General features: G+C 64.6%; 28 protein-coding genes. 7 read left to right on the top strand and 21 right to left on the bottom strand.

The features are described 5' to 3' along the window. The first annotated feature begins 95 nt into the window (after positions 1 to 95). Together ilvC and GSQ83_RS22130 are read left to right on the top strand one after the other, a co-directional pair. Positions 96 to 1,115, top strand: coding sequence for a ketol-acid reductoisomerase (ilvC, locus tag GSQ83_RS22135; RefSeq protein ID WP_158805055.1), 1,020 nt, complete (start codon positions 96 to 98; stop codon positions 1,113 to 1,115). 106 nt (positions 1,116 to 1,221) lie between these two features. Further along, positions 1,222 to 2,619: a hypothetical protein gene (locus GSQ83_RS22130; protein WP_158805054.1), complete on the top strand. Its 1,398-nt coding sequence runs from the start codon at positions 1,222 to 1,224 to the stop codon at positions 2,617 to 2,619. A 9-nt stretch (positions 2,620 to 2,628) separates the two neighbouring features. Here GSQ83_RS22130 and GSQ83_RS22125 read toward each other — a convergent pair. Continuing rightward, positions 2,629 to 3,383 (bottom strand): IS5 family transposase gene (locus tag GSQ83_RS22125; RefSeq protein ID WP_254065840.1). Its coding sequence is split into 2 segments (ribosomal slippage): positions 2,629 to 3,053 and positions 3,053 to 3,383, totalling 756 coding nucleotides; the frame shifts between segments, so codons are not numbered across the junction. A 73-nt stretch (positions 3,384 to 3,456) separates the two neighbouring features. Beyond that, on the bottom strand, positions 3,457 to 4,827 hold the full coding sequence (locus GSQ83_RS22120; protein WP_158805053.1) for a hypothetical protein: 1,371 nt from the start codon (positions 4,825 to 4,827) through the stop codon (positions 3,457 to 3,459). Positions 4,828 to 5,034: 207 nt separating this feature from the next. On the opposite strand from GSQ83_RS22120, the gene GSQ83_RS22115 reads away from it, so the two are divergent. Then, positions 5,035 to 6,471, top strand: a complete 1,437-nt coding sequence (locus tag GSQ83_RS22115; RefSeq protein WP_158805052.1) for a hypothetical protein — start codon at positions 5,035 to 5,037, stop codon at positions 6,469 to 6,471. Here the strand turns inward: GSQ83_RS22115 and GSQ83_RS22110 are convergent. From GSQ83_RS22110 to GSQ83_RS22085, 6 genes are all read right to left on the bottom strand, one after another. Beyond that, positions 6,468 to 7,412, bottom strand: coding sequence for a glycosyltransferase (locus GSQ83_RS22110; protein ID WP_158805051.1), 945 nt, complete (start codon positions 7,410 to 7,412; stop codon positions 6,468 to 6,470). The two genes, GSQ83_RS22115 and GSQ83_RS22110, sit on opposite strands and share 4 nt — an antisense overlap. Continuing rightward, positions 7,409 to 8,461: a glycosyltransferase family 2 protein gene (locus GSQ83_RS22105; RefSeq protein WP_158805050.1), complete on the bottom strand. Its 1,053-nt coding sequence runs from the start codon at positions 8,459 to 8,461 to the stop codon at positions 7,409 to 7,411. Before GSQ83_RS22105 ends, GSQ83_RS22110 begins: the two co-directional genes overlap by 4 nt. Further along, on the bottom strand, positions 8,454 to 9,155 hold the full coding sequence (locus GSQ83_RS22100; protein WP_254065839.1) for a hypothetical protein: 702 nt from the start codon (positions 9,153 to 9,155) through the stop codon (positions 8,454 to 8,456). Before GSQ83_RS22100 ends, GSQ83_RS22105 begins: the two co-directional genes overlap by 8 nt. Further along, complete coding sequence (locus GSQ83_RS22095; protein WP_158805048.1) at positions 9,148 to 10,734, bottom strand: glycosyltransferase; 1,587 nt, start codon at positions 10,732 to 10,734, stop codon at positions 9,148 to 9,150. Before GSQ83_RS22095 ends, GSQ83_RS22100 begins: the two co-directional genes overlap by 8 nt. A gap of 409 nt (positions 10,735 to 11,143) precedes the next feature. Further along, complete coding sequence (locus tag GSQ83_RS22090; RefSeq protein WP_158805047.1) at positions 11,144 to 11,371, bottom strand: hypothetical protein; 228 nt, start codon at positions 11,369 to 11,371, stop codon at positions 11,144 to 11,146. 2 nt (positions 11,372 to 11,373) lie between these two features. Then, positions 11,374 to 12,255 carry a TIGR01459 family HAD-type hydrolase gene (locus GSQ83_RS22085; RefSeq protein WP_158805046.1) on the bottom strand — a complete coding sequence of 294 codons (882 nt, stop codon included), beginning with the start codon at positions 12,253 to 12,255 and terminating at the stop codon, positions 11,374 to 11,376. An 85-nt stretch (positions 12,256 to 12,340) separates the two neighbouring features. Between GSQ83_RS22085 and GSQ83_RS22080 the strand changes: the two genes are divergently transcribed. Next, on the top strand, positions 12,341 to 12,550 hold the full coding sequence (locus GSQ83_RS22080) for a hypothetical protein (protein WP_158805045.1): 210 nt from the start codon (positions 12,341 to 12,343) through the stop codon (positions 12,548 to 12,550). Positions 12,551 to 12,715: 165 nt separating this feature from the next. Then, the gene (locus tag GSQ83_RS22075; RefSeq protein ID WP_158805044.1) at positions 12,716 to 12,979 is read left to right on the top strand and encodes a hypothetical protein; all 264 of its coding nucleotides are present in this window, start codon (positions 12,716 to 12,718) and stop codon (positions 12,977 to 12,979) included. Positions 12,980 to 13,047: 68 nt separating this feature from the next. On the opposite strand, the gene GSQ83_RS22070 is transcribed toward GSQ83_RS22075, so the two are convergent. The 7 genes from GSQ83_RS22070 to GSQ83_RS22040 all read right to left on the bottom strand — a co-directional run bounded on the left by GSQ83_RS22070 (position 13,048) and on the right by GSQ83_RS22040 (position 18,886). Continuing rightward, positions 13,048 to 14,661: an inorganic phosphate transporter gene (locus GSQ83_RS22070; RefSeq protein WP_158805043.1), complete on the bottom strand. Its 1,614-nt coding sequence runs from the start codon at positions 14,659 to 14,661 to the stop codon at positions 13,048 to 13,050. 193 nt (positions 14,662 to 14,854) lie between these two features. Next, complete coding sequence (locus GSQ83_RS22065) at positions 14,855 to 15,448, bottom strand: MerR family transcriptional regulator (protein ID WP_158805042.1); 594 nt, start codon at positions 15,446 to 15,448, stop codon at positions 14,855 to 14,857. Then, a complete protein-coding gene (locus GSQ83_RS22060; RefSeq protein WP_158805041.1) occupies positions 15,445 to 15,759 on the bottom strand; it encodes an integration host factor subunit alpha in 315 nt (104 codons plus the stop codon). Before GSQ83_RS22060 ends, GSQ83_RS22065 begins: the two co-directional genes overlap by 4 nt. A 115-nt stretch (positions 15,760 to 15,874) precedes the next feature. Further along, positions 15,875 to 16,870 carry a beta-ketoacyl-ACP synthase III gene (locus GSQ83_RS22055; RefSeq protein WP_256367126.1) on the bottom strand — a complete coding sequence of 332 codons (996 nt, stop codon included), beginning with the start codon at positions 16,868 to 16,870 and terminating at the stop codon, positions 15,875 to 15,877. A gap of 9 nt (positions 16,871 to 16,879) precedes the next feature. Continuing rightward, positions 16,880 to 18,004, bottom strand: coding sequence for a phosphate acyltransferase PlsX (gene plsX / locus GSQ83_RS22050; RefSeq protein ID WP_158805040.1), 1,125 nt, complete (start codon positions 18,002 to 18,004; stop codon positions 16,880 to 16,882). Positions 18,005 to 18,016: 12 nt separating this feature from the next. Next, a complete protein-coding gene (rpmF, locus tag GSQ83_RS22045; protein ID WP_158805039.1) occupies positions 18,017 to 18,220 on the bottom strand; it encodes a 50S ribosomal protein L32 in 204 nt (67 codons plus the stop codon). A 138-nt stretch (positions 18,221 to 18,358) separates the two neighbouring features. Next, positions 18,359 to 18,886 carry a DUF177 domain-containing protein gene (locus GSQ83_RS22040; RefSeq protein WP_158805038.1) on the bottom strand — a complete coding sequence of 176 codons (528 nt, stop codon included), beginning with the start codon at positions 18,884 to 18,886 and terminating at the stop codon, positions 18,359 to 18,361. Between the two features lie 210 nt (positions 18,887 to 19,096). Here GSQ83_RS22040 and GSQ83_RS22035 point away from each other — a divergent pair, with 210 nt between their 5' ends. Next, complete coding sequence (locus GSQ83_RS22035) at positions 19,097 to 19,546, top strand: outer membrane protein assembly factor BamE (RefSeq protein ID WP_158805037.1); 450 nt, start codon at positions 19,097 to 19,099, stop codon at positions 19,544 to 19,546. A 42-nt stretch (positions 19,547 to 19,588) separates the two neighbouring features. Here GSQ83_RS22035 and thiL read toward each other — a convergent pair whose 3' ends face one another. The 6 genes from thiL to GSQ83_RS22005 all read right to left on the bottom strand — a co-directional run bounded on the left by thiL (position 19,589) and on the right by GSQ83_RS22005 (position 24,388). After that, complete coding sequence (gene thiL, locus GSQ83_RS22030) at positions 19,589 to 20,581, bottom strand: thiamine-phosphate kinase (RefSeq protein ID WP_158805036.1); 993 nt, start codon at positions 20,579 to 20,581, stop codon at positions 19,589 to 19,591. Positions 20,582 to 20,602: 21 nt separating this feature from the next. Then, positions 20,603 to 21,100, bottom strand: coding sequence for a transcription antitermination factor NusB (nusB, locus tag GSQ83_RS22025; protein WP_158805035.1), 498 nt, complete (start codon positions 21,098 to 21,100; stop codon positions 20,603 to 20,605). Next, positions 21,100 to 21,579, bottom strand: coding sequence for a 6,7-dimethyl-8-ribityllumazine synthase (gene ribH / locus GSQ83_RS22020; protein WP_158805034.1), 480 nt, complete (start codon positions 21,577 to 21,579; stop codon positions 21,100 to 21,102). The genes nusB and ribH overlap by 1 nt, the downstream gene beginning before the upstream one ends. Beyond that, positions 21,576 to 22,724 (bottom strand): 3,4-dihydroxy-2-butanone-4-phosphate synthase, encoded by a 1,149-nt coding sequence (ribB, locus tag GSQ83_RS22015; RefSeq protein WP_158805033.1) that lies wholly within the window; start codon positions 22,722 to 22,724, stop codon positions 21,576 to 21,578. Before ribB ends, ribH begins: the two co-directional genes overlap by 4 nt. After that, positions 22,721 to 23,338 (bottom strand): riboflavin synthase, encoded by a 618-nt coding sequence (locus tag GSQ83_RS22010; RefSeq protein ID WP_158805032.1) that lies wholly within the window; start codon positions 23,336 to 23,338, stop codon positions 22,721 to 22,723. Before GSQ83_RS22010 ends, ribB begins: the two co-directional genes overlap by 4 nt. Before the next feature lie 105 nt (positions 23,339 to 23,443). Then, positions 23,444 to 24,388, bottom strand: a complete 945-nt coding sequence (locus GSQ83_RS22005) for an aliphatic sulfonate ABC transporter substrate-binding protein (protein WP_174246716.1) — start codon at positions 24,386 to 24,388, stop codon at positions 23,444 to 23,446. Between the two features lie 145 nt (positions 24,389 to 24,533). Between GSQ83_RS22005 and GSQ83_RS22000 the strand changes: the two genes are divergently transcribed. Beyond that, on the top strand, positions 24,534 to 25,241 hold a 708-nt coding region (locus tag GSQ83_RS22000), incomplete at its 3' end, for an ABC transporter permease subunit (RefSeq protein ID WP_158805031.1).

Here is a 25,241-nt window from a genome sequence, read left to right as displayed (position 1 = left end):
ACGCCTTCGCGTGCCATGACGGATGTACACGCCCCACCGCCTAGCCTAGCCTGACCTCGCCTTAAACTTTCTAGACGCCACAAGGAGAACGCATCATGCGTGTCTATTACGATCGCGACGCCGACGTGAACCTGATCAAGGGCAAGAAGGTCGCGATCATCGGCTTTGGCAGCCAGGGCCATGCCCATGCGCTGAACCTCAAGGACAGCGGCCAGAAGGACATCGTCATCGGACTGCGCCCAGGCTCGGCTGGCGTCGCCAAGGCCGAGGCAGCAGGCTTCAAGGTCATGGACCCGGCCGAGGCCGCCAAATGGGCCGATGTCGTCATGGTGCTGACGCCCGACGAGGGCCAGGGCGATCTCTATCGCGATAAGCTGGCACCGAACATGAAGGAAGGCGCGGCGCTCGCCTTCGCGCATGGGCTGAACGTCCATTTCAACCTGCTCGATCCGCGCCCCGATATCGATGTCTTCATGATCGCGCCGAAAGGCCCCGGCCACACGGTGCGCAGCGAGTATCAGAAGGGCGGCGGCGTGCCGAGCCTGGTGGCGGTGGCACAGAATCCGTCCGGCAATGCGCTGGAAATCGCGCTCTCCTACGCCAGCGGCATCGGCGGCGGCCGCGCCGGCATCATCGAGACGACCTTCAAGGAAGAATGCGAAACCGATCTGTTCGGCGAGCAGGTCGTGCTCTGCGGCGGGTTGGTCGAGCTCATCAAGGCGGGTTTCGAGACGCTGGTGGAAGCCGGCTACGCCCCCGAGATGGCCTATTTCGAGTGCCTGCACGAGGTGAAGCTGATCGTCGACCTCATCTATGAGGGCGGCATCGCCAACATGAACTACTCGATCAGCAACACCGCCGAATACGGCGAATACGTTACGGGTCCGCGCATCATCAATGCCGAGACCAAGGCCGAGATGAAGCGGGTGCTGGACGATATCCAGTCCGGCCGTTTCGCGCGTGACTGGATGCTGGAAAACCGCGTCAACCAGTCGAGCTTCAAGGCGACCCGCCGCCGCCTCGCCGAGCATCCGATCGAGGAAGTGGGCGCCAAGCTGCGCGAGATGATGCCCTGGATCAAAAAGGGCGCGCTGGTCGACAAGACCAAGAACTAACTTTCGTTACGGTGGACGGCGCGCGCGGGCGAGCCGTCCAGGAGTTTTCTCACGCGGTTGTAGCCTGACTTCATATTGCGATCTCGATCCGTTACGATAGTTTATCGTGATGGATCGAATCCTGCTTCTAAGCTATCGACAAATTTCGCTCGAAGCCTTCGGCTGGGTGTGTCTCGCGGCGGGCCTCGGCCTGCTCTTTGCGGCGCAGATCGATGCCGGGATAGCGCTGCGTGGCCTCTATGCCGATGGCGTCTTCTATGCGGCGCGCATCTATGCCCATGGCGCCATGGCGATCGTCGAACCGTCCCGCTGGACAGCACAATTCATCATGCAGGCGCCGGTCGCGGCAGGGATGGCTTTCGGGCTGGATAGCCCGCGCGGCGTGGCTTTGCTGTTCAGCCTCTCGACCAATCTGGTGCCACTGCTCCTGACCGCGACGTGTTTCTGGCTGCTGCCCAAAACTGAGCGGCGGTTCTTCCTATTCCCGGTCTTCGTCTTCCTCGGCGGCTCGATGGGTTCGGCCTTCGCGAGCGTCGCGGACGGCGCGACGGCAGCCGCCTACGCCTGGGTGCTGTTCTTCCTCCTGCGTTTTGCGCCGCTCACCCCCGGTCACGCGGCGGCGATCCTTGTGTTGAGCCTGGGCGCGCTTCGGCTGCATGAGGCGATGGCCTATCTCGGACCGATCCTGACAGCGACCTGCCTGCGCCGCCGCAAGCTTGTCGGCACGCCCTATGAGCGAGGACTGCTGGTCGTGGCGGCTTTGCTGGCGCTGTCGAGTGCGGTCGAACTGGGCTACATCCTGCTTCCCCATACGCCGGGCAACCGAGCAAGCTTCGTGAGCGATGTGCTGTCGCTGCGATGGTTTTTCGCGACCGAGCAGGGTCTCAATGTTCCGGCCTTGTTGGGCCTTTTGGGTCTCGCCGCTGTCGCGCTGGCGTCCTGGCGGCCGTCGCGGTGGTTTGGAGTGCTGGCTTTTGCGATCGCGGCGACGGGTGCGTCCGTGGCCGTCGCGGCAGGCGAATTGCCGGCGGCGCCCGCCGCCGCCTTTGCCGCCCGCAACAACGGTGCCTTGCTCAGCCTGCCGGCGATGGGGCTTTGCCTGGTATTGGCGAATCACCCCGGGCGGTGGCCGACGAGCCTCGCCTTCCCGCTCCTTTTAGGCGCGATGCTCGCTCTCGCTCTCGCCGTGATCGACTTTCGTGCCACACGCGATTGGCGCGGTTATATCAGCGGCTTCGAGACCGCGCTGCGGACGGAGCGCGGCGTGGTGCCGCTTGCCCAGTTGGTGAGGCGGCTCCCGCCCAAGCAGGCCGAGGCCATCGCTCGCTTCTCCTGGCCCTGGACCAGCGGGCTGATGAGCCTGGTGCTGGCGCCGCAGCCCAAGATTCACACCCTCATCGCGAGCCCCTTTACCGGCGGCTGGGAGCCGATGGATCCCTATCGTCCGGGCACTTGGCCATCACCCTTCCAGTCGCGCGCGGCGGCGGGTGGGTGTGCCAGCTAGGGTCCGGACTCATAACCAAAAGCTGACGGTTGCGGCGAGGTAGATAGCGCTGATGAAATTGGCTGCGAGTTTGTCGTAGCGGGTCGCGATCCGGCGATAGTCCTTCAAGCGACAGTACATGCGCTCGATGGCGTTGCGGCCGCGGTAGAGCACGGGGCTAAAGCAACTCTTCCATCGGCGGGTGCGCTTGGATGGAATGTTCGGAACCGCACCCTGGTTCTCGATCTGCTGACGAACGGCGTTGGTGTCATAGGCCCGGTCGGCCATGACCAGAGTGGATGGGGCAAGGCCCCGCAGCAGGCTTTCGGCCGCGCGGCAGTCCGCTGCCTGTCCGCCCGTCAGCAGGAACGCCAGCGGCCACCCCTGGCCATCGCTTAGCGCGTGGATCTTGGTCGTGCGTCCGTCTCGGCTGATGCCCAGTGCGTGGGCGCTGAAGCCCCTTTTCCTCCAGCAGCACAGCGGTGCGCTTTCACGTGGGTGCTGTCGAGCAGTACCTCGGCAGGTGGGCCACCAGCGGCGGCCAAGGTCTCGAATAGCTGCCGCCAGATGCCTTTGGCCGACCACCGCACGAAGCGATTGTAGAGCGTCTTGCGCGGGCCATACTCGGCCGGTACGTCGATCCACCGCCCGCCCGATTGAAGCGCCACCACGATGCCGCTGATCACTCGTCGATCATCGACCCGGGCCGCACCACGCGGCTTGTTCGGCAGCAGCGGCGACAACCGCTCCCACTGAGCATCGCTCAACCAAAACCCTTGCGCCATCATCCTCTCCCCTCAGCAGGAAAGGGTGGATCACAGCGCCCGCGTCGCTCCAACAACTTTATGGGTCCGGAGCCTAGGGCGCTGATCGAGCGTCGGCGCATGCCGCGGATTGGTGATCCGGCGGCAGGAGGTAGACGTATTTAATGCCCGGGATCGCGGGCATGGTTCGCGGATCGGCGGGGTTGTAGGGCTGCCAGCTCGATGGCCGCGGGTTGGCAATAATCGATCTCACGCAGTGGCGCGGCAGGACGAGAAGGCTGAGATCCGGGTTGGTCCAGGGCCAGACCATCATCGCGGAGAGTTTCGCGTCTCGCGACCCCGGTGGCATCAGCATCCGCGACCAGGGGATGACTCCCGTCTCGGCCGCCAATCTTTGAGCGAAAGCCTCGCGGAAGGTGTCCCACTTTACAGTCGCGGAGACGTGCCAAAGGCTGACGGCGAGACCCAATGCCATCACGATGCCGCCCAGCGGCGCCGTGAATAGCCGATCGGCAAGCATCGGATGACGCCGCGCGACGAGCAGGAGGATCATGAGAACCAAGGAAATGAAGGCGGCGTTGTCCCGCGCGAAGAACTGCGCCGCGGGGACAGTCAGCCAGTCGAACCGGAAGGCCGCGACGGAGAGCACCGCGGCGACCACCGTGAAGACGCCGAAGGCGGCGCCAGCCATTGCGGGGACCGCAATGGCTGGCAGCATGGCGAGCGCCGCCAGGATGCCGAGCAGAGCCGGCAGGTTCACGCCGGCTCCCGGCACGTAGAGCCAATGGAAGTGCAAGAAGTTCGAGGCAAAATCACCGGGTCCACCCGCATAGCGGGGAAAAACGACTCCGGCCGCCCCGATCGCGGCACCACCCAGCAACGCCACCGTCGCGACGACGAGGATGGCACGATCGAAGCGGCGCGATTCGGTCTTCAGACGAAAGTAGCTCGCCGCCGCGAGGATAGGGCCGAGAAACAGCACCTCCTCATGCAAGCGAAGCGTGCCGATCGAGAGCGACAGGATCGCGAGGGACCGCCATAGCGTGCTCCGCCCAAAGACGAGCAGGCACAGGAGCACCCAGAGATAGGCGGTCGCAACCAGCCCCTCCGTCACGCTCGCAAAGCCGGCGCTGAGCGTTCCGGCAAAGTAGACAAAGGCGGGGAAGACGAAAAAACGTCGGTCTAGCTTCGGCAGGATCGCCAGGCACTGCAGAAAGCCGAGACCAGGCAGCAGATTGGTGGAGAGGCTGAAGGCCAGCATCAGCCTATGCGTGCCGCGCACCCCCAGGCCCATCGCGGTCACCACGGGCAGTTGCAGGATAACGCTGCCGACCCAGCGCGCCGGCTGGAAAACATCGATGCCGCGAGACGCCAGGATCTGAGTGCCGAAGAAAGCCCCGTCCGCATAAAGGCCACGCAGAGTCATGGCCGCTTGAACCTGCACGGCCAATGCGAGGACAAACACGATCGTCAAACCATGACGACTGGGCCAAAGCGTTTTCGACCAGGATTCCACACCGATACTCCCTCGTCTCCATCCTGTGGATAGGCTGAGACTCTCGGCTTTGCCATATTGGTTTGAGCAATGGACAGGAGGAACTGGCGCAAGAGCAGCACCAAGTCTATTGGCATAGCCAGTGTGGGGGCTGGCCTGGCTTGGAGATGTGTTTTAATGGCTGACGATTTACATCCGGAGTGGCCGGATCCATTGAACGGCGACAATCTGGGCCGCCCAAAGACGTTCTTCTATGCCCTGATCATTGTGGCGTTTCTGCTAGTCGATTTTGTGCCGCGGTTCTTCCAGGGCGACTCCGTGTCCTATCTGACGACAGGACACAATGGCTGGATTCCGCCAGACCGTTCCTGGAGCTTCGGCTTCGCCGTCAACTATCTGTTGCGCCACAGCCACGGCTACAGTGCCTTTATCCTTATCCAGACGATCCTGCTCGGCGGCATCATCTGGGCAACGCGCCTGTTCTTCCGTGATTTCAGGTCCTGGCAGACGCTCTATGCCATCACCGCCGCAGTCGTCTGCCTGGATCCCGTCGTGGAAATCTACACCCGCTTCTTCATGACGGATTTTGCCTCTTTCGCCTGCTTCATGATCTTCCTCCTCGGCCTTCATTCGATCGTGACGCGGGGCTCAGCAATACGGACTGAGATGATCGGGTTGATGCTGGCGCTTGCGGCGGGTGTCGCGGCTGTATTCCTGCGGGTCGCCTATGCCCTGATCATGGAACTTACGGTGGTCTTGATCGCCGCTATGTGGTGCCTGCGGCTTTCGGCCCGGCAGTGGATTGAGCTGGCGCTCGCCGCCTCCATACCCTTCGTCGCGGTCGGCCTTCTCCTCGCGGCCAATAGTCTGGTATTCGCGCAGCGGTTCCACGGCGAGGTCTTTGCGACCAAATTGTCGGGAGTCTTCCTTGCCGGCGTCTTCGCGCCTGCTTTGCAGATCGCCGATTTCCGGCATGCCGGCCTAGAAGTGACGCCCGCCGAATTTCAAAGCCTCAAGCTTGGCGACTATGACAAGCGGGTCACACAGGTCTGGGGCCAGTCACCGGACGACTTGCAGCAGTTTCTCCGCGACAAGCTGAATGTTCACGAGGACTACACCGCTAAGGTCGATCACGCGGCGAGCGCGCTCGTTGAGAGCGCCTTCCTTCGCGATCCGCTGTCGCTGGCCATTGTCTATGCGCGGAGTTCCGAACTGTATTTGCAACCCGCCGAATGGCACCGGATGGTCTATGGCGAAATGGGGCTCTCGCGGCCACTGCCGGATGATTTTGTCAGCATGTTAAACAGCTATTCCGTTCCAAAGATCACCCCGGACATTACCAAGGTTCGTTCTCTTCTCATTCGATTCTACGATTTCGTATCCTTCGCCTACCCCGTGCAACTCGGCCTCGGGATATGCGCGGCGCTGTTGCTCCTTGTCCGCGAGCGGCGACGCCCCTGCGTCGTCGTCCTGAGTGCGGGGTTGCTCGCCGATCTCGCAGCGGCACCCCTCTACAGCAACTATTTGATCGCGCGTTATGTCCTTGCCGCCATCGTCATCAGCTACCTGCTGATCGGCCTCGCGGTTTTGAGCCTTGTACGACCCCGCGGTTAGTCTGATCGAAGACTAGCGGCTGAGATCGCGAGATAAGCCAGCCGTTTCGCTTCCTTGCGGCCGTGCTGCACTGAGTCCAGCACAAGGCCGCAGACGGCGGAAAGGCTGGCGACGCCCATCAGTGAGGCGGCGAGAACCGCAGTCGGCAGGCGCGGAACACGATCCGTGCGAATGAATTCGGACACCACGGGCAGCCCTAGCGCCAAAGCGAAGAGCACGAGAGCGGCGGCGCAGATCATGAAGAACCGCAGCGGCCGCTCGTCCTTCACGAGGGCGATGATGGTGCGCAGGATGCGCCAGCCGTCCCGGTACGTGTGGAGCTTGGAGGCTGAGCCGAGCGGGCGTTCACTATAGCTCGTCGGCACCTCGCCCACCGGCATGTCGAGTTCGAGGGCGTGGACGGTGAATTGAGTCTCGATCTCGAAGCCCGTCGAGAGTGCGGGAAATGATTTGATGAAGCGGCGGCTGAAGACGCGGTAGCCAGAGAGCATATCGGCGACGCCGCTGCCGAAGATCGCGCGCACCAGACCCGTCAGCAGCCGGTTGCCGAAGCGATGGCCGCGCCGGTAGCTTTCCTTCGCGGTCTCGATGCGCGTGCCGGTGACCATGTCGAGCTGCTGGTCCAGCAACAAGGCGATCATGGTGGAGGCATCGGCCGCGTCATAGGTGCCGTCGCCGTCGACAAGGACGTAGGCGTCGGCTTCGACATCGGCGAACATGCGGCAGACGACATAGCCTTTACCCTGGCGACGCTCGATCCGCACAGTGGCGCCGGCCGCCCGCGCGTGTTCCACCGTGTCGTCCGAGGAGTTATTGTCGTAGACATAGATCCGGGCGCCGGGCAGCGCGGACTGGAAATCGGCGACGACGCCACCGATGGTGATGGCCTCATTGTAGCAGGGAATGAGAACGGCGACGCGGAACTCGGCGAGAGACGTCACGCGCGGACGCCCCAATCCAGGAAACCCATGCGGCTGACGGGCAACTCTTCCGGCCTGCGAAAGATGGGAGGCTGAAACACTGCATCCGCAATGCCCTTGGCGCGGCAGAGGAAGAAGGCTGTGGAATAGGCTTCGTCGAGTTCCGCCTGCGTCGCCCCGGAAAGCGGGGGTGCCGAGGTTCCACGTTGAAGCATCATGCGGTCGAGGCTCGCCGCCCAGCGCAGGATGGCCGCGAAATCCGTCTTCACCTGCGGCCAGGTGACCAGCGCGCGGTCGATCTCACAATACTCCCGCACTTCCCGCGTACCGTGCAATGTCGCGAAGGCCCACTGCGAGCGGCCCTGCCGCATCGCGCGGCGGCAGAAATCGTCGAAGGTAAGTCCTCGGATCATCGTCGCTCGCGCGGAGGGCTCATAGACCACGCGCAGGCCGACCTTGTTGAGGCGCCAGGCCAGTTCAATGTCCTCGCAGCCGAAGCGAAAGATCGGGTTAAAGACACCATGGTCGATGAGCAGCGAGCGTTTACACGAACTCCGGCCGCCCCAGAATTCGCGGAAACTGAGCATCTGGCCCGGCTTCATCCAGCCATGAGAAAAGAGCTGGCCGCCGTTGCCGGTCACATGCCGCATGACTGGCAGCCGCGCTACCTCGGCTTCGAGATCCGTGTGACCGAGCACGGCGACATTGAAATCCGGATGACGAAGATGCGCGGCCAGATGACCAACGAGCAGATTGGGATCGGCGACATCATCATCATCGAGGAAGACCAGGATCGGCGCGCGGCTGAGGAAGATGCCCAGGTTCTTCGCCGCGGCGAGTCCGCTTTGCGACTGGCGCGCGATGCGCATCGGCAGTCGATTGGCCCAGGAACTAAGTACCGCCTGGGTCTCGTCCGTCGATCCGTCGTCGATGACGATGACCTCGAAGCGATCATGCCCGAGGCGTTGCGCGGCGAGAGCCGCCAGCACGCGCGGCAGAAGATGCGCACGATTGTAGGTGGTGAGCAGCGCCGAAATCTCAGGCGCTTCCGGCAACACCACCTCAGACATAGGTTTCGAGCACCGTGAAGGCGCGGTCTCTCGGCATGAAGGGATTGGTCGCGAGGACCTCGGACATTCCGCGGGCGGCTTCGTCGTAATTGTAGCCGGTGACCTGGCGGCGCATGCGATGGGCGATCGGCGTCGCATCCACGATGCCCATGCGCAGACCGGCTTTCTCCATGATCATCGGCCAGACGAAATCGAGGCCCCAACCCATGCCGCTTTCCTCGGCGACCGGCAGGATCAGCCGGGCTGCATCCCGACGGATCGCGGTGACTGGCCCGATCTCCACGAAGCGCGTGCGGCGAGCGAGCAAGCCGGAACTCTGCATCACGATCATATGGTCGATATAGCTATCCGTGGTGCGTGCCGGCTGGCACAGGGCAAAGTCGAACCGATCGGCGAAAGCAATGAAGTTATCGACAAAATACGGCGGCAGCTCGACATCGTCATCGACCAACAGGATCCAGTCGAAAGCCGCGGCATCGGCGATGAGTTCGTTGACGAGCAGGAACTTCGGCGTACGCCGCGTGCAAATGGAAACGGTAAAGGGCAGATCGCAATCATCCTGACCTTCGAGCGCAAGGGCGACCCATCTCTGTGTCACCCGATGCGCGCGACTGGTGGCGAACTCGTACACCAGATGCGAGGCGGTATTGGGCCGGCCGGCGAGGTAGATTCCAGCGACGAGAATATTAGCCACGCAGCACGCCATTGAGCCGTTCGCGGATCACATCCTCCGAGAGGGTTTGCTGGACGAGCGTCCTGCCTTCCCGTTGCAGCGCGGTCCAGAGATCGTCGTCTTGCAGCAGCCGCAGCACCTGCTCGGCAAAAGCCTCCGGCGTTTCGGCGACGAGGAGATGAACGCCGTCCTCCAGCTGCATGCCTTCGGCGCCGACCGGCGTGGCCACAACAGGCAGTCCATGCGCCAGGCTCTGCCCAACTTTGCCCTTCATCCCCGCGCCGAAGCGGAGCGGTGCCACGAAGACCCGCGAATTGTCGAGGTAAGGCGAGAGTTCGGGCACATAGCCAAGCACTTCGATATTGGGTTGCCTCGCCAGCGCCAGGATCTCGCTCGTCGGATTGGCGCCGACGATACGAAAGACCAGATCGGGTGCGGCGGCATGCAACAAAGGCCAGATTTCCGTGGCGAACCAGAGCACCGCGTCACCATTCGGCTGATGCCAGAAGCCGCCGACAAAGAGCAGGCCCTGGCGGCCCTCGGGACCGGGCGGGGTCCCGGACACCGTGAAGACGTTCGGCAATACCTCGACCACGGAGTCGGGCGCGAAATCGAGCAGCGCCGTGCGCTCCGCCGCCGTGACGGCGAATGTGAGGTCAGCGCTGCGGACGCAAGCGAGTTCCTGTTCCAGCATCACGCGCGCGTCCTGCCTCATGCCGTCGTCCTGCCGCAGCTCCGCCTCGCGATTCATGCGGAGATAGTGGAAGTCGACGGTGTCGAAGATAACTCTCGCCCAGGGGCAATGCAGGCGGATGATCGGGATGAATTCGGTCGCGACGATCGGGAAGCTCACCAGCGCGTGGCGGATGCGTGTGCCGGATTCATTCAGGAAAACGCGTGCCGCTTCGGTGCCGTAGATGAAGCGGGAGACACCAATGTCGCGCAGCGCGGTCTCGTAGCGCGCGATTCCCTCAGGCGTCGCGAGCGGGCCAGGCGACGCCTCCGCTGTGAGGAAGGAGCAGAATGTCACGTCCCAGCCCAGGCCGATGATCAGGCCGATGATGGTCTTCAAGCGGAGGCCGCCGCTTTGCTGGTCGAACAGGGGCAGGTAGTCCGCGACGACCAGAACGCCGCCTTGTTTCTCGGGCTCTGTGGAACTCCGGGTGCGCGCCGCGATACGCAGCGCTGGCTCGGGCTTGGCCACGCCCCGTCCGGGCGGCAGCGAAGTGCCGAACTTCAGGTTCGTGCGTTCCAGCATTTCTTCTGGGTTCAGCGCTGTGCCGCGACCAAGCATTGCGGACAGCGCCCGGAGCGGCGCGGTGACGCGCCAGGAGGTTGAACTATAAAGAGCCCTGATCAAAGCATCCTTCGCGGCGCCGCTCTCGCGCAATGCATGAAGCTCCAGTGCCGCAGCAAAGGGATCGGCAGCAGAGACAGGATGTGCGAGCGGCTGGCGTTGCGGCGACGCGCCGGAAAGCGCCACCTGGCGTGTCAATTCTTCGACTTCACCAACAAATTTGTTTCGCTCTCGGGTGAGTTGCGCGATCTCTCGGCGCAGCACAGCCTCGCGAATCTCCGAACCCGACGTTGAAGCTGGCATCACGGATTCCGTCGAAGGATGACCGGCGACGTCGCCGATTGTAACATCATCCGGCATCTGACCGCTTTCGACCTCGCACAGCCATCCCCTTCCACTGGCCACATCAAGGGGCCGCGACCGGCTGTCTGTCCTATTGCGACTTCCCTGTCCAGAAGGTTGCTGACCTGCACAGAGTGCGGGCTATCTAGTCGCCCTCGGCACAGGCATGGTCACTGCGGTGACATCGGGCTTGGCGCATTGGAAGCCGAAGGGCCGCCGCTGAACGCGGAGGCACCCGCTGGCAGCCCGCCATCCGGTTTAGCTGCCGTCGAGCCGTGGAATCCCATCTTCGCAAGGGAATCCGAATCACCACAACCAGCCAGGCCGAAGCCGACAAGTGCGGTCATAACGAAAAGTAAGGAGCGCATGTTCAATACCCCGGCGGACGGTAATAGGCCCCCGGTGGCGGGGGACGATAGGCAGGAGGCGGCGGCCGATAATAGGCGGGCGGGGGCGGCGCGCGATAGACCGGCGGTGGCACGCGATAAACCGGCGGTGGCGGTCTGTAGTAGTGCGGCGGTGGCGGCGGGTAGCAGGCGGTGACGACGCTCGCAACGAGCAGAGCCAAGCCCGCTTTCAGAAGTCGCGGCATGCGCATCGCTATCTCCCCTCAGTCGCCGAGCCAGAGCATGGTTGCGCTTCCGGCCAGATAAAGGCGGGTAGCACGACGTCCGGACTCGCACCAAAGCGCTTAATCTCGGCTTCCAGGCCGATCGCGTCCAGCGCCGCCGCGATGCCGGTCAAAACGAGCGCGCTCCGGCAGCTCTGCCGGGCGCCGCCCGCCACGTCATGCTCAACACTATCGCCCACCGCCCAGATGCGCGCCCGCGGCACACCGCCCAGGGTGGCGAAGGCTTCATCGTAAATCGCGCCGTGAGGCTTTCCGATCCAGATCACCGGGCCGCCCATCGCCTCATAGGCCTCGGCAATCGTGCCGGCGGCAGCGGCCTCGGCGCCACCCGGGAGAACCATGAGGCGGTCCGGGTTGGCACAGAGGCAGGGAATGCCGCGCCGAGCCGCAGGCAGCAGGCGCTCCCGGTAGTGATCGAGGCCAAGTCGGTCCGCCTCGCTGCCAAGCAGCAGGATGAGGTCAGCCTCGGCCGCGTCCTGGACGCGGAGCAGATCGAGGCCATTCAGGAGGTCCGGGCCATCACCGCGCGCCAGCACCAGGCAGCGGCGGGCGCCGCGCAGGCTCGGCGGCCGAGGCCCGGAGAGCATCCGCCACGCGACCTCACCCGAACTCAGAAAGCCGTCATACTGGCCGGGCGAAAGACCAAGCCTCGCCAGGCGCGCCGCATTGCGGGATGCGCGGCTGCCTGAATTAGAGAGAATGAGGACCCGCGCGCCAGATGCCCGCACTCGCCGCAGCGCCGCCGCAACGCCGGGATAGAGCGCCGCTCCATCATGCAGGGTGCCGAACTGATCGAGGAGGAAAGCATCCGCCTCGCCGATGATCGCACCGAGATCCTGGAGGCGCCTCATTCCTCGCCTATGACGATCTTGCGATTTGACCGCAAGGCGAAAGGCCCAACTTTCCGGGTTCATAAGCCGTTTGGGAGCCACTCCAATGAAGTCTCACCTCTGGATCGCCGCACCAGCGGCCTTCGCGCTGCTGTCGCTCGCCGCGTGTCAGGACAATGGCGTGACCGCGAAAGAACCGGCGCCGACTTCGCCCGTCCCGGGAGCCTCCCCGGCCGTCTCGGCGCCGACGAATCCGGTCACCGGCACGGTTCCGGGACCTAACTCGTCGGGCGCTTCACCGACCTCGCCTTCGTAACAATTGTTGGACGTGACACGGGTGTGCACGAACGCGTGAGATAAATGTTCTGGGAAACCAGAATGTTGACAGACGCTTTCGAGGCCTCAGATCGCCTTGCATGAATCGTCAATTGGTCCAGGCAATCCGGTCTCGGCCGAGGCGTCGTTCAAAGGAGGAATCGCAATGACATCCGCGCGCATCATGAAGGCCGCCGCCGCGGCGGCTCTGCTGCTTGGTCTTGCCGCCTGCAATGACACGGAAGGCACAACGGCCAAAGAGATACCGGCGACTGAACCGTCGCCCGCCGCATCGCCAGCCGCAGCGCAGCCGACCAACCCGGTGACCGGCACCGTTCCAGGAACCAACACTGTCGGTGCCGCGCCGGCGGCACCTGGCAGCGGCGGCTCATCCGGCGCCGGATCGGCGGGGGCTTCCGGCGGAACCTAGCCTGAGGTTTTTGGGCTTGAAAAAATGGGGCTGTCCGTTCGCGGGCAGCCCCTTGGCGTTCGGCGGCCTCAAAAGAGATGGCGGAAAATGTAGAACAGGCAGGCCGAGATGGTGATCGCGGCCGGCAATGTCAGAACCCAGGCCGCCCCCAGCGCCTTCACCGTGCCCCACTGCAGGCCCGAACCATTCGCCGCCATAGTGCCGGCGACGCCGCTCGAAAGGATATGCGTGGTTGAGACCGGCAGGCCGTAGGCTTCGGCGAGGCCGATGGTGCCCGCGGCGACGATCTCGGATGCGGCGCCTTGAGCATAAGTGAGGTGAGTCTTGCCGATCCGCTCGCCCACCGTCTTCACAATGCGCTTCCAGCCGACCATGGTGCCAAGACCAAGCGCGATGGCGACCGAAACCTTCACCCAAGTTGGTATGAACCGCGTGCCCTTTTCCAGGGCGCTCTTGTAGGATTTCAGGGTCGAGGCCTCCGGGCCAGAGACGGCACCCTTCTCCTTGCCGATGGCGGTGACGGCGCTGTCCGCCAGATACATGTCGTTGCGCATATTGGTGGTCTGCGCGGCGGGGACATGGCGAATGGCACCGTAGCTTTTCACCTGGTTGCGGATGTCATCGGTAATCACGCTGAGGGCGGCGAAAACCTGCGGCTGAACGACGTCCTTTCGATTGAGCGCATCGTCCACTAAGTGCCGCGCGGCTGAGGGATCGACCGCCGCCTGCCCGGCGGAGTGAGTCTTGAACACCTGAGACGCCTGCTCGCTGACCTTGAGAAAGCCCGGCGTGCTGCTTTCGGGAATAGTGCGGTTCAGCGCGAAGGCCGTCGGCGCGACGCCGATCAGGATGAGCATGATGAGGCCCATGCCCTTCTGCCCGTCGTTGCCGCCATGGGCGAAGGAGACGCTGGTGCAGGTCAGCACCAGGATACTCCTGATCCAAAGCGGCGGGGGCTTCTTCCCCTCCGGCGCGGTGTAGAGCGTCTTGTTCCGCACCAGGAATTTGAGGATCAACAAAAGCAACGCCGCCAGGATGAAACCGGCGATGGGGCTGAAGATGAGGCCCTTGAGCACGCCGATGGCGGCGCCCCACTGCACCCCGGCCGCCGCCTGGCCGCTCGGTGCCATGAGTTGGTTGGCGAGGCCGACGCCGATCACCGAGCCGATCAGCGCGTGGGAGGAGGAATTCGGCAGGCCCAGCCACCAGGTGCCGAGGTTCCAGATGATCGCCGCGATGAGCAGCGCGAAGATCATGGCGAAGCCGGAACCGCTGCCGACATTGAGCACGAGATCGGTCGGCAAAAGCGCGATGATGCTGTAGGCGACCGCGCCCGAGGAGGTGAGAACGCCGAGGAAATTCCATATCCCCGACCAGACCACCGCGACCGGCGCCGGCAGGCTATTGGTGTAGATGACGGTCGCCACCGCGTTCGCAGTGTCATGGAAGCCGTTTACGAACTCGAAGCCCAGCGCGATCAGCAGCGCCAGGCCGAGCAGCACGAAGGCGCCTATCGCGAGCGGCGACTGGCCGGTGTTGTTGATATCCGAGAGGAGGCCGTAAACGGCGTAGCCGATCCCGCAGACGAGCAGGAGGACGAAAACCGGTATGGTTGCCGGATGCGTATCATTGCTGAGATCGCGGCCAGCGGCGGGCGCGGAGCCCATCGTCGCGTCTGACATGCCAATTCCTTAGCTTCTGCGCGGCTCCATAGCCTGCGCGCTAAGTGGCTGTCCGTGTCAGTTCCATGACACTCGCTTTCGGCCGGCCATCAGGTCGAGCGGATATGGGTCGCGCTCGACCGCGCAATAGACGGCGCCCCCGACGGTCGCCGAGGGTGATGGAGATATAATTACTTGTGACGACCGCCCGGTTCTACGGCGCCAGCAAGTCCTTCAGCGTCTCCAGCTGGTAGAGGGTGTCGCTCAGAACACGTTTCAGACGCACGACCTCATCGAACTGGGCAGTGCCAGCCTCAAGAGGCCGCGTGCCATGCAGCGGAATCGGCGCGAAGATCGCGGCCGATCTCGGCACGAAGCGCAGCGGCAGTCGTTGCGGCGGCGATGGCGACGGAACCGACGCGGTTTCGCTGACGGCGCGCTCAACCTCGGGCATATCGGTTTCGACGTCATGCTCATCGACGGGAGGCGGCGGGATATCGTCCGCGAGGCGACCGCCACCTTCGCGCAGCAGGCGCTGCACGCCCTTGATCGTATAGCCTTGGGTGTAGAGCAGATTGGCAATCCGCCGCAGCAGCGCGATATCCTCCGGACGGTAGTAGCGCCGGCCGCCGCCACGCTTGAGCGGTTTCACCTGGGTGAATTTCGTTTCCCAGAAGCGCAGAACATGCTGCGGTATGTGAAGATCGTCCGCTACCTCACTGATAGTTCGGAAAGCGCTGGGTGCTTTCTTGATCTTCTGCCTGCCGAGCAGATCCTCTTCCGCCGGCATAATGACAGCCTGGCTCATAGGTCTTCTCCATCATCGAGAACGATTTCGCCGTTAACGACGCCCTTGAGTACTTGGCTAGGGCGGAAGACGAGGACACGCCGCGGCAGGATCGGAACCTCGACGCCGGTCTTAGGATTGCGACCGACGCGACGCCCTTTCTGCCTAACAGAAAAGGTTCCGAAACCACTGATTTTAACAGAATCTCCGGCCTCGAGAGCGCGGGCGATACGTTCCAAAACATATTCCAGGAGGCTTGCGGATTCGTTCCGTGACAGCCCAACCTGCGTGTAGATCATCTCGGCAAGCTGCGCGCGGGTCACGGTACTCATGAAACAACGTTAACATTCTCGCGAGGCGAGTCAACGAAATGCAACAGCTTCAACACATTGGATGAAGGGATCGCAGCGGCATTGTATTGCCGCCGCCGCCAGCAGCGCCTCGGTGCTAGACGCGCAGCAGCGCGGAACCCCAGACCAAGCCGCCTCCCAAGGCCTCCATCAAAATCCGTTGACCCGGCTGGATGCGGCCGTCCGTCCATGCCTCGGCCAAGGCCAGAGGGATTGAAGCGGCGGAGGTATTGGCATGACGATCGACGGTGATGACGACACGCTCGGGCGGCAGGCCCAGCTTGCGGCCCATGCTTTCGATGATCCGGATATTCGCCTGATGGGGCACAAGCCAGTCGATCTCGTCGTGGGAGAGGCCGTTCGCGGCGAGGGCCTCCTCGACACTCTCCGAGAGGCGTTGGACCGCGTGACGAAAGACGTCCCTGCCGTTCATGCGAAGCTTGCCGGAAAGCAGCAGCCCCGCGCTGTCGGTCACGCCAACGCCGCCGTCGACGTATAGGATGTCGCCCAGGGAGCCCTGAGCGTGCAGGTGAGTGGAGAGGATGCCGGGTTGCTCGACGCCGTCGCTCGGGGGCGCCGCGCGCAGGACCACGGCGCCGGCACCGTCGCCGAACAGTACGCAGGTTCCGCGATCCGTCCAATCCAGGATGCGCGAAAAGGCTTCGGCGCCGATGACCAGCGCGCCGCGCGCGCGGCCCGCGCGGATGAGGTCGTCGGCCAGGGACAGCGCGTAGACAAAGCCGGCGCAGGCGGCGGAGATGTCGAAGGCGAACCCGCCGGGGATGCCGAGGGCAGCCTGGACGCGGACAGCGACCGATGGGAAAGCCTGGTCGGGCGTGCTGGTGCCCACAATGATGAGGTCGATCTCGTCAGCCGCTATCCCTGCCGACGCTAGAGCCCGGCGCGACGCCTCCGTCGCCATGGAGCCCGTGGTGTCGTCCGGGCCGATGAGGTAGCGCTGGCGGATCCCAGTGCGCTCGCGGATCCAGGTATCCGAAGTGTCGAGGGTCTCGGCGAGCATCGCATTCGTCACCAGCCGCGCGGGCAGAAAGCCACCAACGCCTGCCAGGACCGATCGTGCTGAGGCGCCCAAGATCGCGGCCTAGGTCGCGACGGCGAGCGTGGAGAGCGGCCCGTCCTGAGCAGCCGCCTCGCTTGCCGCCAGAAGCGCCGCCGCGGCGTCGAGCTCGGCGATGCGCAGCAGGCCGTCCCGGATGCCGGCGGTAAAGCCATGGGCCACCATATTCATGGCGACGTCGATAGCATGGGCGAAGCCGAGCGCATCGGTGCCGCCATGGGATTTCACGACGATCCCGTTTAGGCCGACCAGCACGGCGCCGTTGTAGCGGCGGGGATCGAGCCATTCGCGCAGTCGGTCGAGCCCCGCGCGCGCCAGAAGATAAGCAAGCTTCGCCGAAAGGCTGCTGGTAAAGACCTGGCGCAGGAGGCCCCCGACGAGGCGCAGCGCGCCCTCCCCGGTTTTCAGCGCGATATTGCCAGTGAAGCCATCCGTAACCACGACATCGGTCGTACCGGCAGCAATGTCGTGCCCCTCCACGAAGCCGTGGAATCGAGGACCCATATGGCTGGCGCGCAGGATTTCGGCCGCCTGCCGCAGCCGCTCGTCACCCTTGAGTTCCTCGGAACCGACATTGAGCAAGCCGATGGTGGGATTAGGGATGCCAAGCACGGTACGGGCATACATCTCGCCCATGACGGCGAATTCGACCAGGTTGCGGGTGTCACAGAGGACATTCGCGCCGAGGTCGAGCATGACGACATCGGCGCGCGCCGAGGGTACCGTCGCCGCCATGGCAGGCCGGTCGATGCCGGGGAGCGTCTTCAGGACAATCTTGGCCAGCGCCAACAGGGCGCCGGTGTTGCCGGCCGAAATGACGGCGCTCGCCTCGCTTTGCGCCACCGCATCGATCGCGACACGCATCGAGGAGTCCCGCAACCGCAAGGCCGCGGTCGGCTTCATCTCGTTGAGGATGACCTCGGCCGCGTGGCGCAGCGTGCAGACGGCACGCGCGCGCGGATAGCGCTCGAGCAGCGCCGCAAGCTGGGTCTCGTCGCCGATGAGCAGGAAGCGGCTGCCGGGATGACGTTCCGCAGCCAAAGCTATGCCGGCGACGACCATTTCCGGGGCGTCATCCCCGCCCATCGCATCAACGGCGAGCGCATATGGGAGCGTTGCGGTATCGGTCGTCGCGGACGGCATCACCATGGCCGCCGAGGATCAGACCCGGACCGTGCCTTTGAGCGCCTTGCCCGCACCTACAACTTCACGGCCGTCATAGTGACCGCAGTGGCTGCAGATATGATGGGGGCGCTTCAGCTCACCACAGTTCCCGCACTCGGCGTGAGCCTCGGTCGGGATCGCGTGATGGCTACGGCGCATCCCTTGGCGGGACGGCGAGGTCTTTCTTTTGGGAACGGCCATTGCCGAAACCCCTTTCGCTTCGCGTGATGCGCGGCAGGTTAAACCGCATCACCCTGTCGTGTTGATGGAGGCGCGCCCCTTACCAGACGGTTCCGCCAGGAGCAAGCCAATGCGGTCACCGGCTGGGGTGCGGCGGCCTCAGTTTGGCAGTTTGAGGTTCTTGAGAACCGCGAAAGGACTGGCCTCCGGCTCCTCGATCACTGGCAGCTTGGCGCCGGGTTTTTTCGGATAAGGAGCAAGGGCCAAGGCATATTCCTCGACCAGCGCCTCGCCGAGGTCGATCGCCTCGCCGTCATAGACGACCTCATCCGGCAATTCGCTCTCCGTTGGGTCAAGTTCCGAGAGCTTGTCCTCCGTGACGAAGCGCAGGGAGAAGGTGTGGTCGGTCGGCTCGGTAAATGTATCGAGCGAGACGACGCAGACCCGCCGCGCCCTTGCCCGCAGCCGTCCCTCCGCCAGGAAACCGCCGCCGCGCTTCTGCTGCGCGACTCGGACAGTCGCCGAGAACATGGGCAACCCCTCAAGACCAAGGCGCTTGGCGATGAGCGCGCGTTCCTCTGGCGTGGCGGTCAATTCCCGCTCGGTTCCGAGGGCGCCGATCTGCCCGACGGGCAGGAGGCGGCTGAACTCCGGAGCAGGCTCTTGGGGTGTGGCGGCTTTCGACATCACTTGATTATAGCGCCCGACGCGGAAGGCCGCAGCCGCTTCCTCAACGGCTCTTACACATTCCGGATGGTCGCTCAGGCGTTGACAGGGGATCGGTGGCATGACACCCAGCCCCGCTAGACCTTAGAGAGATCCCGCCGCGTGGTCCTGCGTTCCTCATCCACTGCGCGATCCGCCCGCTGCTTTGGTGCGATTGCTGGTGTAGCCCTGATGCTATCCCTCGGAGGCTGCAGCCTTTTCGCTGCGAATACTACGGTGCGCGGCAATCCTGTGGACCGGGATTCGCTGAAGCAGCTCATCCCGGGAACGTCCACGACCGCGGATGCCACGTCGCTGCTGGGTTCACCGACAGCGCGCGAGACCTTCGACGACAACAGCTGGGTCTATATCAGTCAGATCACCCAGCCGCGGGTGGGACGACTGCCGGGTGTGCTGACGCAGCGGGTCGTGGTTCTGACCTTCGATCCGAACGGCACACTGCGGCAGGTAAAGACCTACAACAAGCGCGACGCCAAGTCGGTATCGATGGCGCCAGGCTCGACGCCGTCGCCGGGTTCGAGTGCCTCGGTACTGCAGCAGCTCTTCGGCAATGTGGGGCGCTTCAACCAGACCCCGAGCAGCAACGGGCCGGGTAGCGGCCTCTCGGGCGGCTCGCTGTAGGAAAGCAGCCTGCGTCTGGCCTATTGGCCGTTCGGCGATGGTCTAAAAGTGGCTCCAGCCGTGGTGGGATATCGCCAGCGGCGCGCCATCCTTGTCCACTACACTGACGCCTGTCTCCCGCACGAAGCGGCCAACGCGGGTGAGCGGCACGCCAAGGGCGGCGCAGTCGGCGGCGAGCGCCTCGCCTTCGCCGGGCGCCACCGCCAATAGCAATTCGTAATCGTCGCCGCCGCCAAGGCAGTCCGCCAGCCAGGCAGGACCGGCGACGCGCGCGGCGGGGGAAAGCGGAAGTTGATCGGCTGCCACCTCGGCACCACAAGCGGCAAGCCGGCACAGATGGCCGAGATCCTGGAGCAGCCCGTCCGAAACATCGATCGCCGCGCGCACGCGGCCGGCCAGCGGCAGCCCGAGGCGCGGGCTCGGCACGCGGTAGCGCGCTCTGAGGTAGCCGGTCGGGTCGTCCAGGCGGCCAAGCGAAACGGCAAGGCCGAGCGCGCCGTCGCCGATTGTGCCGGTGACCCAAACCTCATCACCGGGACGCGCTCCGCGCCGGCGGATCGCGCGACCGGGCGCCACATGGCCGATGATGGTGAGCGAGAGGGTGATGGGGCCTGGCGTGCTGGTGGTGTCACCGCCCAATAGCGACAGGCCGAACTCGGCCTGGTCGGCCGCCAGACCGGCGGCGAAACCGGCGAACCAATCATCGGCCGTCGATTGGGGGGCCGAGACCGTCAGCAGATAGCCCAGCGGCGCCGCGCCCATGGCCGCGAGGTCCGACAGATTGACCCGTAATAGCTTGCGCGCGATGCCGTCGGGCGGGTCGTCGGGGAAGAAGTGAACGCCAGCGACCATGGCATCGGCCGCCATCACCAGTTCCCGGCCCGGCGGGGGCGCCAACACGGCGGCATCGTCCTCGAGATCGAGCGCGCCCTCCCCGGCCAACGGCCGGAAGTGCCGGCCGATCAGGCTGAACTCGGAGGGAATAGTCGTTGGATCGATGATCGGCATAGCCGAGCCGTCCGTCTCAGCCGTCATGGGGTGCGAGCTGCGTCACGTTCAACCGGGCAGGGTTCCGGATTGGGACGTGGCGAATTCGCCCGGATGACTGCGGCGGGCCAGCGCGTCCAGCATGCCGTTGACCATGCGCGGCTCGTCGCCGGTGAAGAAGCCGTGCGCGACGTCGAGGTATTCGTTGATGACCACGCGGATCGGCGGCCCTCCCGCCATGGCAAGCTCGGCGGCACCGGCGCGCAGCAGGGCACGGAGGACTGGATCAAGACGCTGGAAGGCCCATTCGGGCGGCAGGCATTCGGAGATCAGGTCGTCGATACGCGGCTGATCGGTAGAGGCCGCCCGCACGATGGCCGCGAAAAGCCGGACATCGGCGTCAGGCACCCGGCCATCCTCGAAACCGCCTTCGGTCGCGCCCAGCCGATGACGAGCGAATTGGTCGATCACGGTTTCGGCGCTTTCGCCGGCCTGCTCGGTCTGAAACAGAGCCTGCACTGCGGCGACGCGCGACGCTGTGCGGGGGCGGCGCGGGGCATTGGCCATCAGGCGCTTCCCAGCCGGCGGGCAAGCGCGATCTGGCGCAACATCGCGACCGCCGCCTCCGCACCCTTGTTGTGCTCTGAACCCGACCGCGCCCGCGCCTGGTCGAGCGTGTCGACCGTCAGGAGTGCAGTGCCCAAGCAAAGGGCGTGGTCGAGGGCGACATTCATCATCCCGTCCATCGCCGCGCGGCAAATGAAGTCGTAATGATCGGTTTCGCCCTTCACGACGCAGCCGATCGCGATGAAGCCGTCGAAGCGGCGGCGCCCGGTGGCGACAAGGCGCAGCGCCTGGGGCAACTCGTAGGCGCCCGCGATCTCAACGGTTTCATGCGAGGCGCCGACCTCTTCCAGCACAGCCCGGGCACCGCCAACCATGCCGTCCGCCACGTCGCGGTAATAGGGTGCCGCGATGATGAGGACCTCGGGCGGCGAACCTTCGAGGCTTGGTATATCGCCGAGAACGAAATCGGCGGTGCTCATACGCCGCTGCCAGCCGTCCAGAGTTCAAGGGGAAACTGCTCAAGCGGCCGCTGGTCGATGATATTCAGGCCGAAGCCCTCGAGCGCGATCAGGCTGCGCGGGTGGTTGGTGAGCAGGACCATCTCACGCACGCCGAGATCGATCAGGATCTGAGCGCCGATGCCGTAATCGCGCAGCACGTGATCCTCGATACGCGCGGCCTCGGTTAGGCCGAGCTTGCGGGCAACGGCGCCCGGCGAGGTATCGCGCAGCAGGACGATGACGCCCCGCCCCTCATTCGCGATCATCCGCGAGGAGGCCGCGAGGGCAGCGCGCCCCGTGCCGAAGAGATCACCCACGGGCTCCACGCTATGGACGCGCACGAAGATCGGGCCGGGTGCCGCGACATCGCCCTTGACCAAGGCAATGTGCTCAGTGCCAGAAATCTCGTCGGCAAAGACCTTCACGGCCCAGGAGCCGCCTTCGAGTTCGTTCGTCCAGCCCTCATGCGCGCGGCGGACCAGCTTCTCGGTGCGGCGGCGGTGGCGGATGAGGTCTGCGATGGTGCCGAGCTTGAGGTTATGGCGCTGCGCGAAGGCGACCAGTTCCGGCAGCCGGGACATCGTGCCGTCGTCGTTCATGATCTCGCAGATCACGCCCGAAGGGTTGAGACCGGCGAGGCGCGCGATATCGACCGCCGCTTCGGTATGGCCGGCTCGCACCAGCGCGCCGCCGTCCCGCGCCGACAGCGGAAAGATATGGCCCGGCGTCGCGATGTCGTCGCGCGGGTTGTCGGAGTTGATCGCGACCGCGATGGTGCGCGCGCGGTCGGCGGCCGAAATGCCCGTGCTGATGCCGTGCCGCGCCTCGATCGATACCGTGAAGGCGGAGGCGTGGCGCGAGCGATGCTGGGAACTCATGAACGGCAGGCCGAGCTGCTCGACCCGGCTGCGCGTCATGGCGAGGCAGATCAGGCCTCGGGCGTGGCGCGCCATGAAGTTGACGGCATCCGGCGTCGCAAATTGCGCGGGGATAACGAGATCGCCCTCGTTCTCGCGATCCTCGTCATCAACCAGGATGAACATGCGGCCGGCGCGCGCTTCCTCGACGAGGTCGGCGGCGGGCGTGATGTAGTCGTGCAGGGAGAGGCTTTCCATCAGGCTCATGCGCTGGCCTCCGCTAGCCGGGCCACGTAGCGCGCCAGCATGTCGATTTCGATGTTCACGGCGTCGCCTTCACGCATATCCGCGAAGGTCGTGACCGACGTCGTATGGGGGATGATGTTCACGCCGAACACATCGCCCCGAACCTCGTTCACGGTCAAGGAGACGCCATCGACGCAGACGCTGCCCTTCTGAGCGATGAAACTCGCGATATCCTTTGGCACGCGAAACCGCCAGCGGGTCGAGCCGTGTTCAGCTGTCGCAGACAGCACCTCGCCCAGCCCATCGACATGGCCGGAGACGATATGGCCGCCCAATTCGTCACCCATCCGCACCGCGCGTTCGAGGTTGACGCGCCGCCCGGGTTTCCAGCCGCCCAGCGTGGTCTTCGACAGGCTCTCGGCCGAGACATCGACGGCGAACCAGGTCTCGCCTTTCTCGACGACGGTGAGGCAGCAGCCGGAACAGGAGACGGAGGCGCCCAGCGCCAGGTTCGGCAGGCCCTGCCAGTCGGCATTGCCCTCGGGTGCGGCGAGGCGCAGGCGCATGTCGTTGCCTTCGCCGATGGCGGCGATCTCGGACACCGTCCCGACGCCGGTGATGATACCCGTGAACATGGCTTCAAACTCTGACTGGCTGCAGCCGCCAGAAACGACCGCGCGCCGGCATTTTCAAGATCGCGGCAGCCATGCAGTGCGACAGCCGGGCTGATTGGCGCGCCGTCAGCCTTTCCAGACCGCATCCGTCACGGTCACCTTCTGTTTGATAAGGCCAAGGCCGAAGAAGGTATCGGCGATCTTCTGCTGATCGACCATCATGTCAGGCGTGATCGGACCCACACCATAACCGAGACGGCTCAAGGAACGGACGAGAATCGGCACAGGAATACCCGTCACCGGTCCGATCTTGGCGGCTGCGGCGGCGGGATCCGCTTTCACCGCGGCCTCGGTCTCGCCCACCGCTTTGAGCAAAGCATGGATCACCGCTGGGCTCTCATCGGCGAATTTCTTGGCGGCCAGGAAGAACTGGCGATTCGGCACGAGGCCGGTGCCGTCTTCCAAAAGGCGCGCGCCCGTCAGCTCAGCGGTCGCGAAGAAAGGGTCCCAGGCGACCCAGGCATCGACGCTGCCGCTCTGGAAAGCGGCCAGCGCGTCGGGGGGGGCGAGATAGACGATTTTGACGTCGCCCGGCTTCAGCCCCGCCTTATCGAGACCCGCCACGAGGAGATAATTGGCGTTCGCGCCTTTCGTGGTGACGATCCGCTTGCCGCGCAGATCCGCGACCGACTTCGCGGTGCTGGAGCCGGGAACGACGAAGCCCTCGCCGCTGGGCGACGGCGGATCGGCCGCGACATAGACAAAGGGCGTGCCGGCGGCTTGGGCAAAGACCGGCGGCGTCTCGCCCGTGATACCGAAATCCACGGCACCGGCATTGATCGCCTCCAGCATCGGGGGGCCGGACAGGAATTCGTGCCAGCTCACGCCAAAGCCGAGCGGCGCCAGCGACGCTTCGAGGGTACCGGCGGCTTTGAGGAGGATGAGCGTGCCGTATTTCTGATAGCCGATGCGGACGGTGCCGCTTGCGGCAGCCGCTGGCCGGGGCGAGGCCACCAACCCGGCGAGTGCGGCGGCAGGGGCGAGAGTGAGAAGCGAGCGGCGCGGGATCATCGGGATACCCTAAGTTGAATCGGGGATTGCAAGCCGCGCGAGGCAGCTAATGCTGCACCCGCGTGAGAATTGTGGTATTTGAACCATACAGGCGCGGTCAATCGTGCTTTCTTGATTTCTCCTCCCGTTGGAGCATCTCCGTCCGATGAGCCTCGCCCTCTCCTCCTCGCGCTCCGCCACGTCCCGCGCGCCGTTCCGTTGGAGCGGTCTACGCCAGTTGGGCACCGGTGCGCATCGTGTCGCGGTACCCGTTGCGATCCTGGCGATCTGGCAGGGTCTGGCCTCGGCCGGGCTAATCCAGACGCGTTTGATGCCTTCGCCCATCACAGTGGCGGAAAGCTTCTGGCAATTGCTCGTCACCGGGCAGCTTATCACGAACCTTCTCGTGTCGCTGGTGCGGGTCACGGTTGGCCTCGGGATCGGCGTGGCGCTGGGCACGATCTTCGCCTTGATCGCCGGGCTTTCGCGGCTCGGTGAGGATACCGTTGACGCTACCTTGCAGATGGCGCGCACCCTGCCCCATCTGGCGCTCATTCCGTTGTTCATCCTGTGGTTCGGCATTGGCGAGACGCCGAAGATCGCGCTTATCGCCTTGGGCACCGTCTTCCCGATCTACCTCAACCTCTTCGCCGGCATCCGGGGCGTCGACCGCAAAGTGCTCGAGGCCGCGACAACTTTGGAGCTTACGCGCTCCGAAATTATCTGGAATGTGGTGCTACCGGGCGCCCTGCCCGGCTTTCTGACCGGGCTGCGCTATGCCGTGGGCATCGGCTGGCTGACGCTAGTGGTTGCCGAACAGGTCAATGCGAGCAGTGGCATCGGGTATCTCATCATGAATGCGCGTGACTTCCTG

The organism is Acidisoma sp. L85, from assembly GCF_009765865.1.
Lineage (GTDB): Bacteria > Pseudomonadota > Alphaproteobacteria > Acetobacterales > Acetobacteraceae > Acidisoma.
This window is presented reverse-complemented; position numbering and strand designations above follow the sequence as displayed.

Coding starts and splice junctions, on each gene's coding strand:
- GSQ83_RS22095 (WP_158805048.1), bottom strand. CDS start 10,734: ATGCCAGCTTCAACGTCGGGTTCGGAGATTCGCGAGGCTGTGCTGCGC.
- GSQ83_RS22035 (WP_158805037.1), top strand. CDS start 19,097: ATGCTATCCCTCGGAGGCTGCAGCCTTTTCGCTGCGAATACTACGGTG.
- GSQ83_RS22115 (WP_158805052.1), top strand. CDS start 5,035: ATGGCTGACGATTTACATCCGGAGTGGCCGGATCCATTGAACGGCGAC.
- ribB (WP_158805033.1), bottom strand. CDS start 22,724: ATGAGCCTGATGGAAAGCCTCTCCCTGCACGACTACATCACGCCCGCC.
- GSQ83_RS22040 (WP_158805038.1), bottom strand. CDS start 18,886: ATGTCGAAAGCCGCCACACCCCAAGAGCCTGCTCCGGAGTTCAGCCGC.
- nusB (WP_158805035.1), bottom strand. CDS start 21,100: ATGGCCAATGCCCCGCGCCGCCCCCGCACAGCGTCGCGCGTCGCCGCA.
- GSQ83_RS22105 (WP_158805050.1), bottom strand. CDS start 8,461: ATGTCTGAGGTGGTGTTGCCGGAAGCGCCTGAGATTTCGGCGCTGCTC.
- plsX (WP_158805040.1), bottom strand. CDS start 18,004: ATGGTGATGCCGTCCGCGACGACCGATACCGCAACGCTCCCATATGCG.
- thiL (WP_158805036.1), bottom strand. CDS start 20,581: ATGACGGCTGAGACGGACGGCTCGGCTATGCCGATCATCGATCCAACG.
- GSQ83_RS22005 (WP_174246716.1), bottom strand. CDS start 24,388: ATGATCCCGCGCCGCTCGCTTCTCACTCTCGCCCCTGCCGCCGCACTC.
- ribH (WP_158805034.1), bottom strand. CDS start 21,579: ATGAGCACCGCCGATTTCGTTCTCGGCGATATACCAAGCCTCGAAGGT.
- GSQ83_RS22060 (WP_158805041.1), bottom strand. CDS start 15,759: ATGAGTACCGTGACCCGCGCGCAGCTTGCCGAGATGATCTACACGCAG.
- GSQ83_RS22075 (WP_158805044.1), top strand. CDS start 12,716: ATGACATCCGCGCGCATCATGAAGGCCGCCGCCGCGGCGGCTCTGCTG.
- GSQ83_RS22080 (WP_158805045.1), top strand. CDS start 12,341: ATGAAGTCTCACCTCTGGATCGCCGCACCAGCGGCCTTCGCGCTGCTG.
- GSQ83_RS22070 (WP_158805043.1), bottom strand. CDS start 14,661: ATGTCAGACGCGACGATGGGCTCCGCGCCCGCCGCTGGCCGCGATCTC.
- GSQ83_RS22085 (WP_158805046.1), bottom strand. CDS start 12,255: ATGAGGCGCCTCCAGGATCTCGGTGCGATCATCGGCGAGGCGGATGCT.
- rpmF (WP_158805039.1), bottom strand. CDS start 18,220: ATGGCCGTTCCCAAAAGAAAGACCTCGCCGTCCCGCCAAGGGATGCGC.
- GSQ83_RS22065 (WP_158805042.1), bottom strand. CDS start 15,448: ATGAGCCAGGCTGTCATTATGCCGGCGGAAGAGGATCTGCTCGGCAGG.
- GSQ83_RS22010 (WP_158805032.1), bottom strand. CDS start 23,338: ATGTTCACGGGTATCATCACCGGCGTCGGGACGGTGTCCGAGATCGCC.
- ilvC (WP_158805055.1), top strand. CDS start 96: ATGCGTGTCTATTACGATCGCGACGCCGACGTGAACCTGATCAAGGGC.
- GSQ83_RS22090 (WP_158805047.1), bottom strand. CDS start 11,371: ATGCGCATGCCGCGACTTCTGAAAGCGGGCTTGGCTCTGCTCGTTGCG.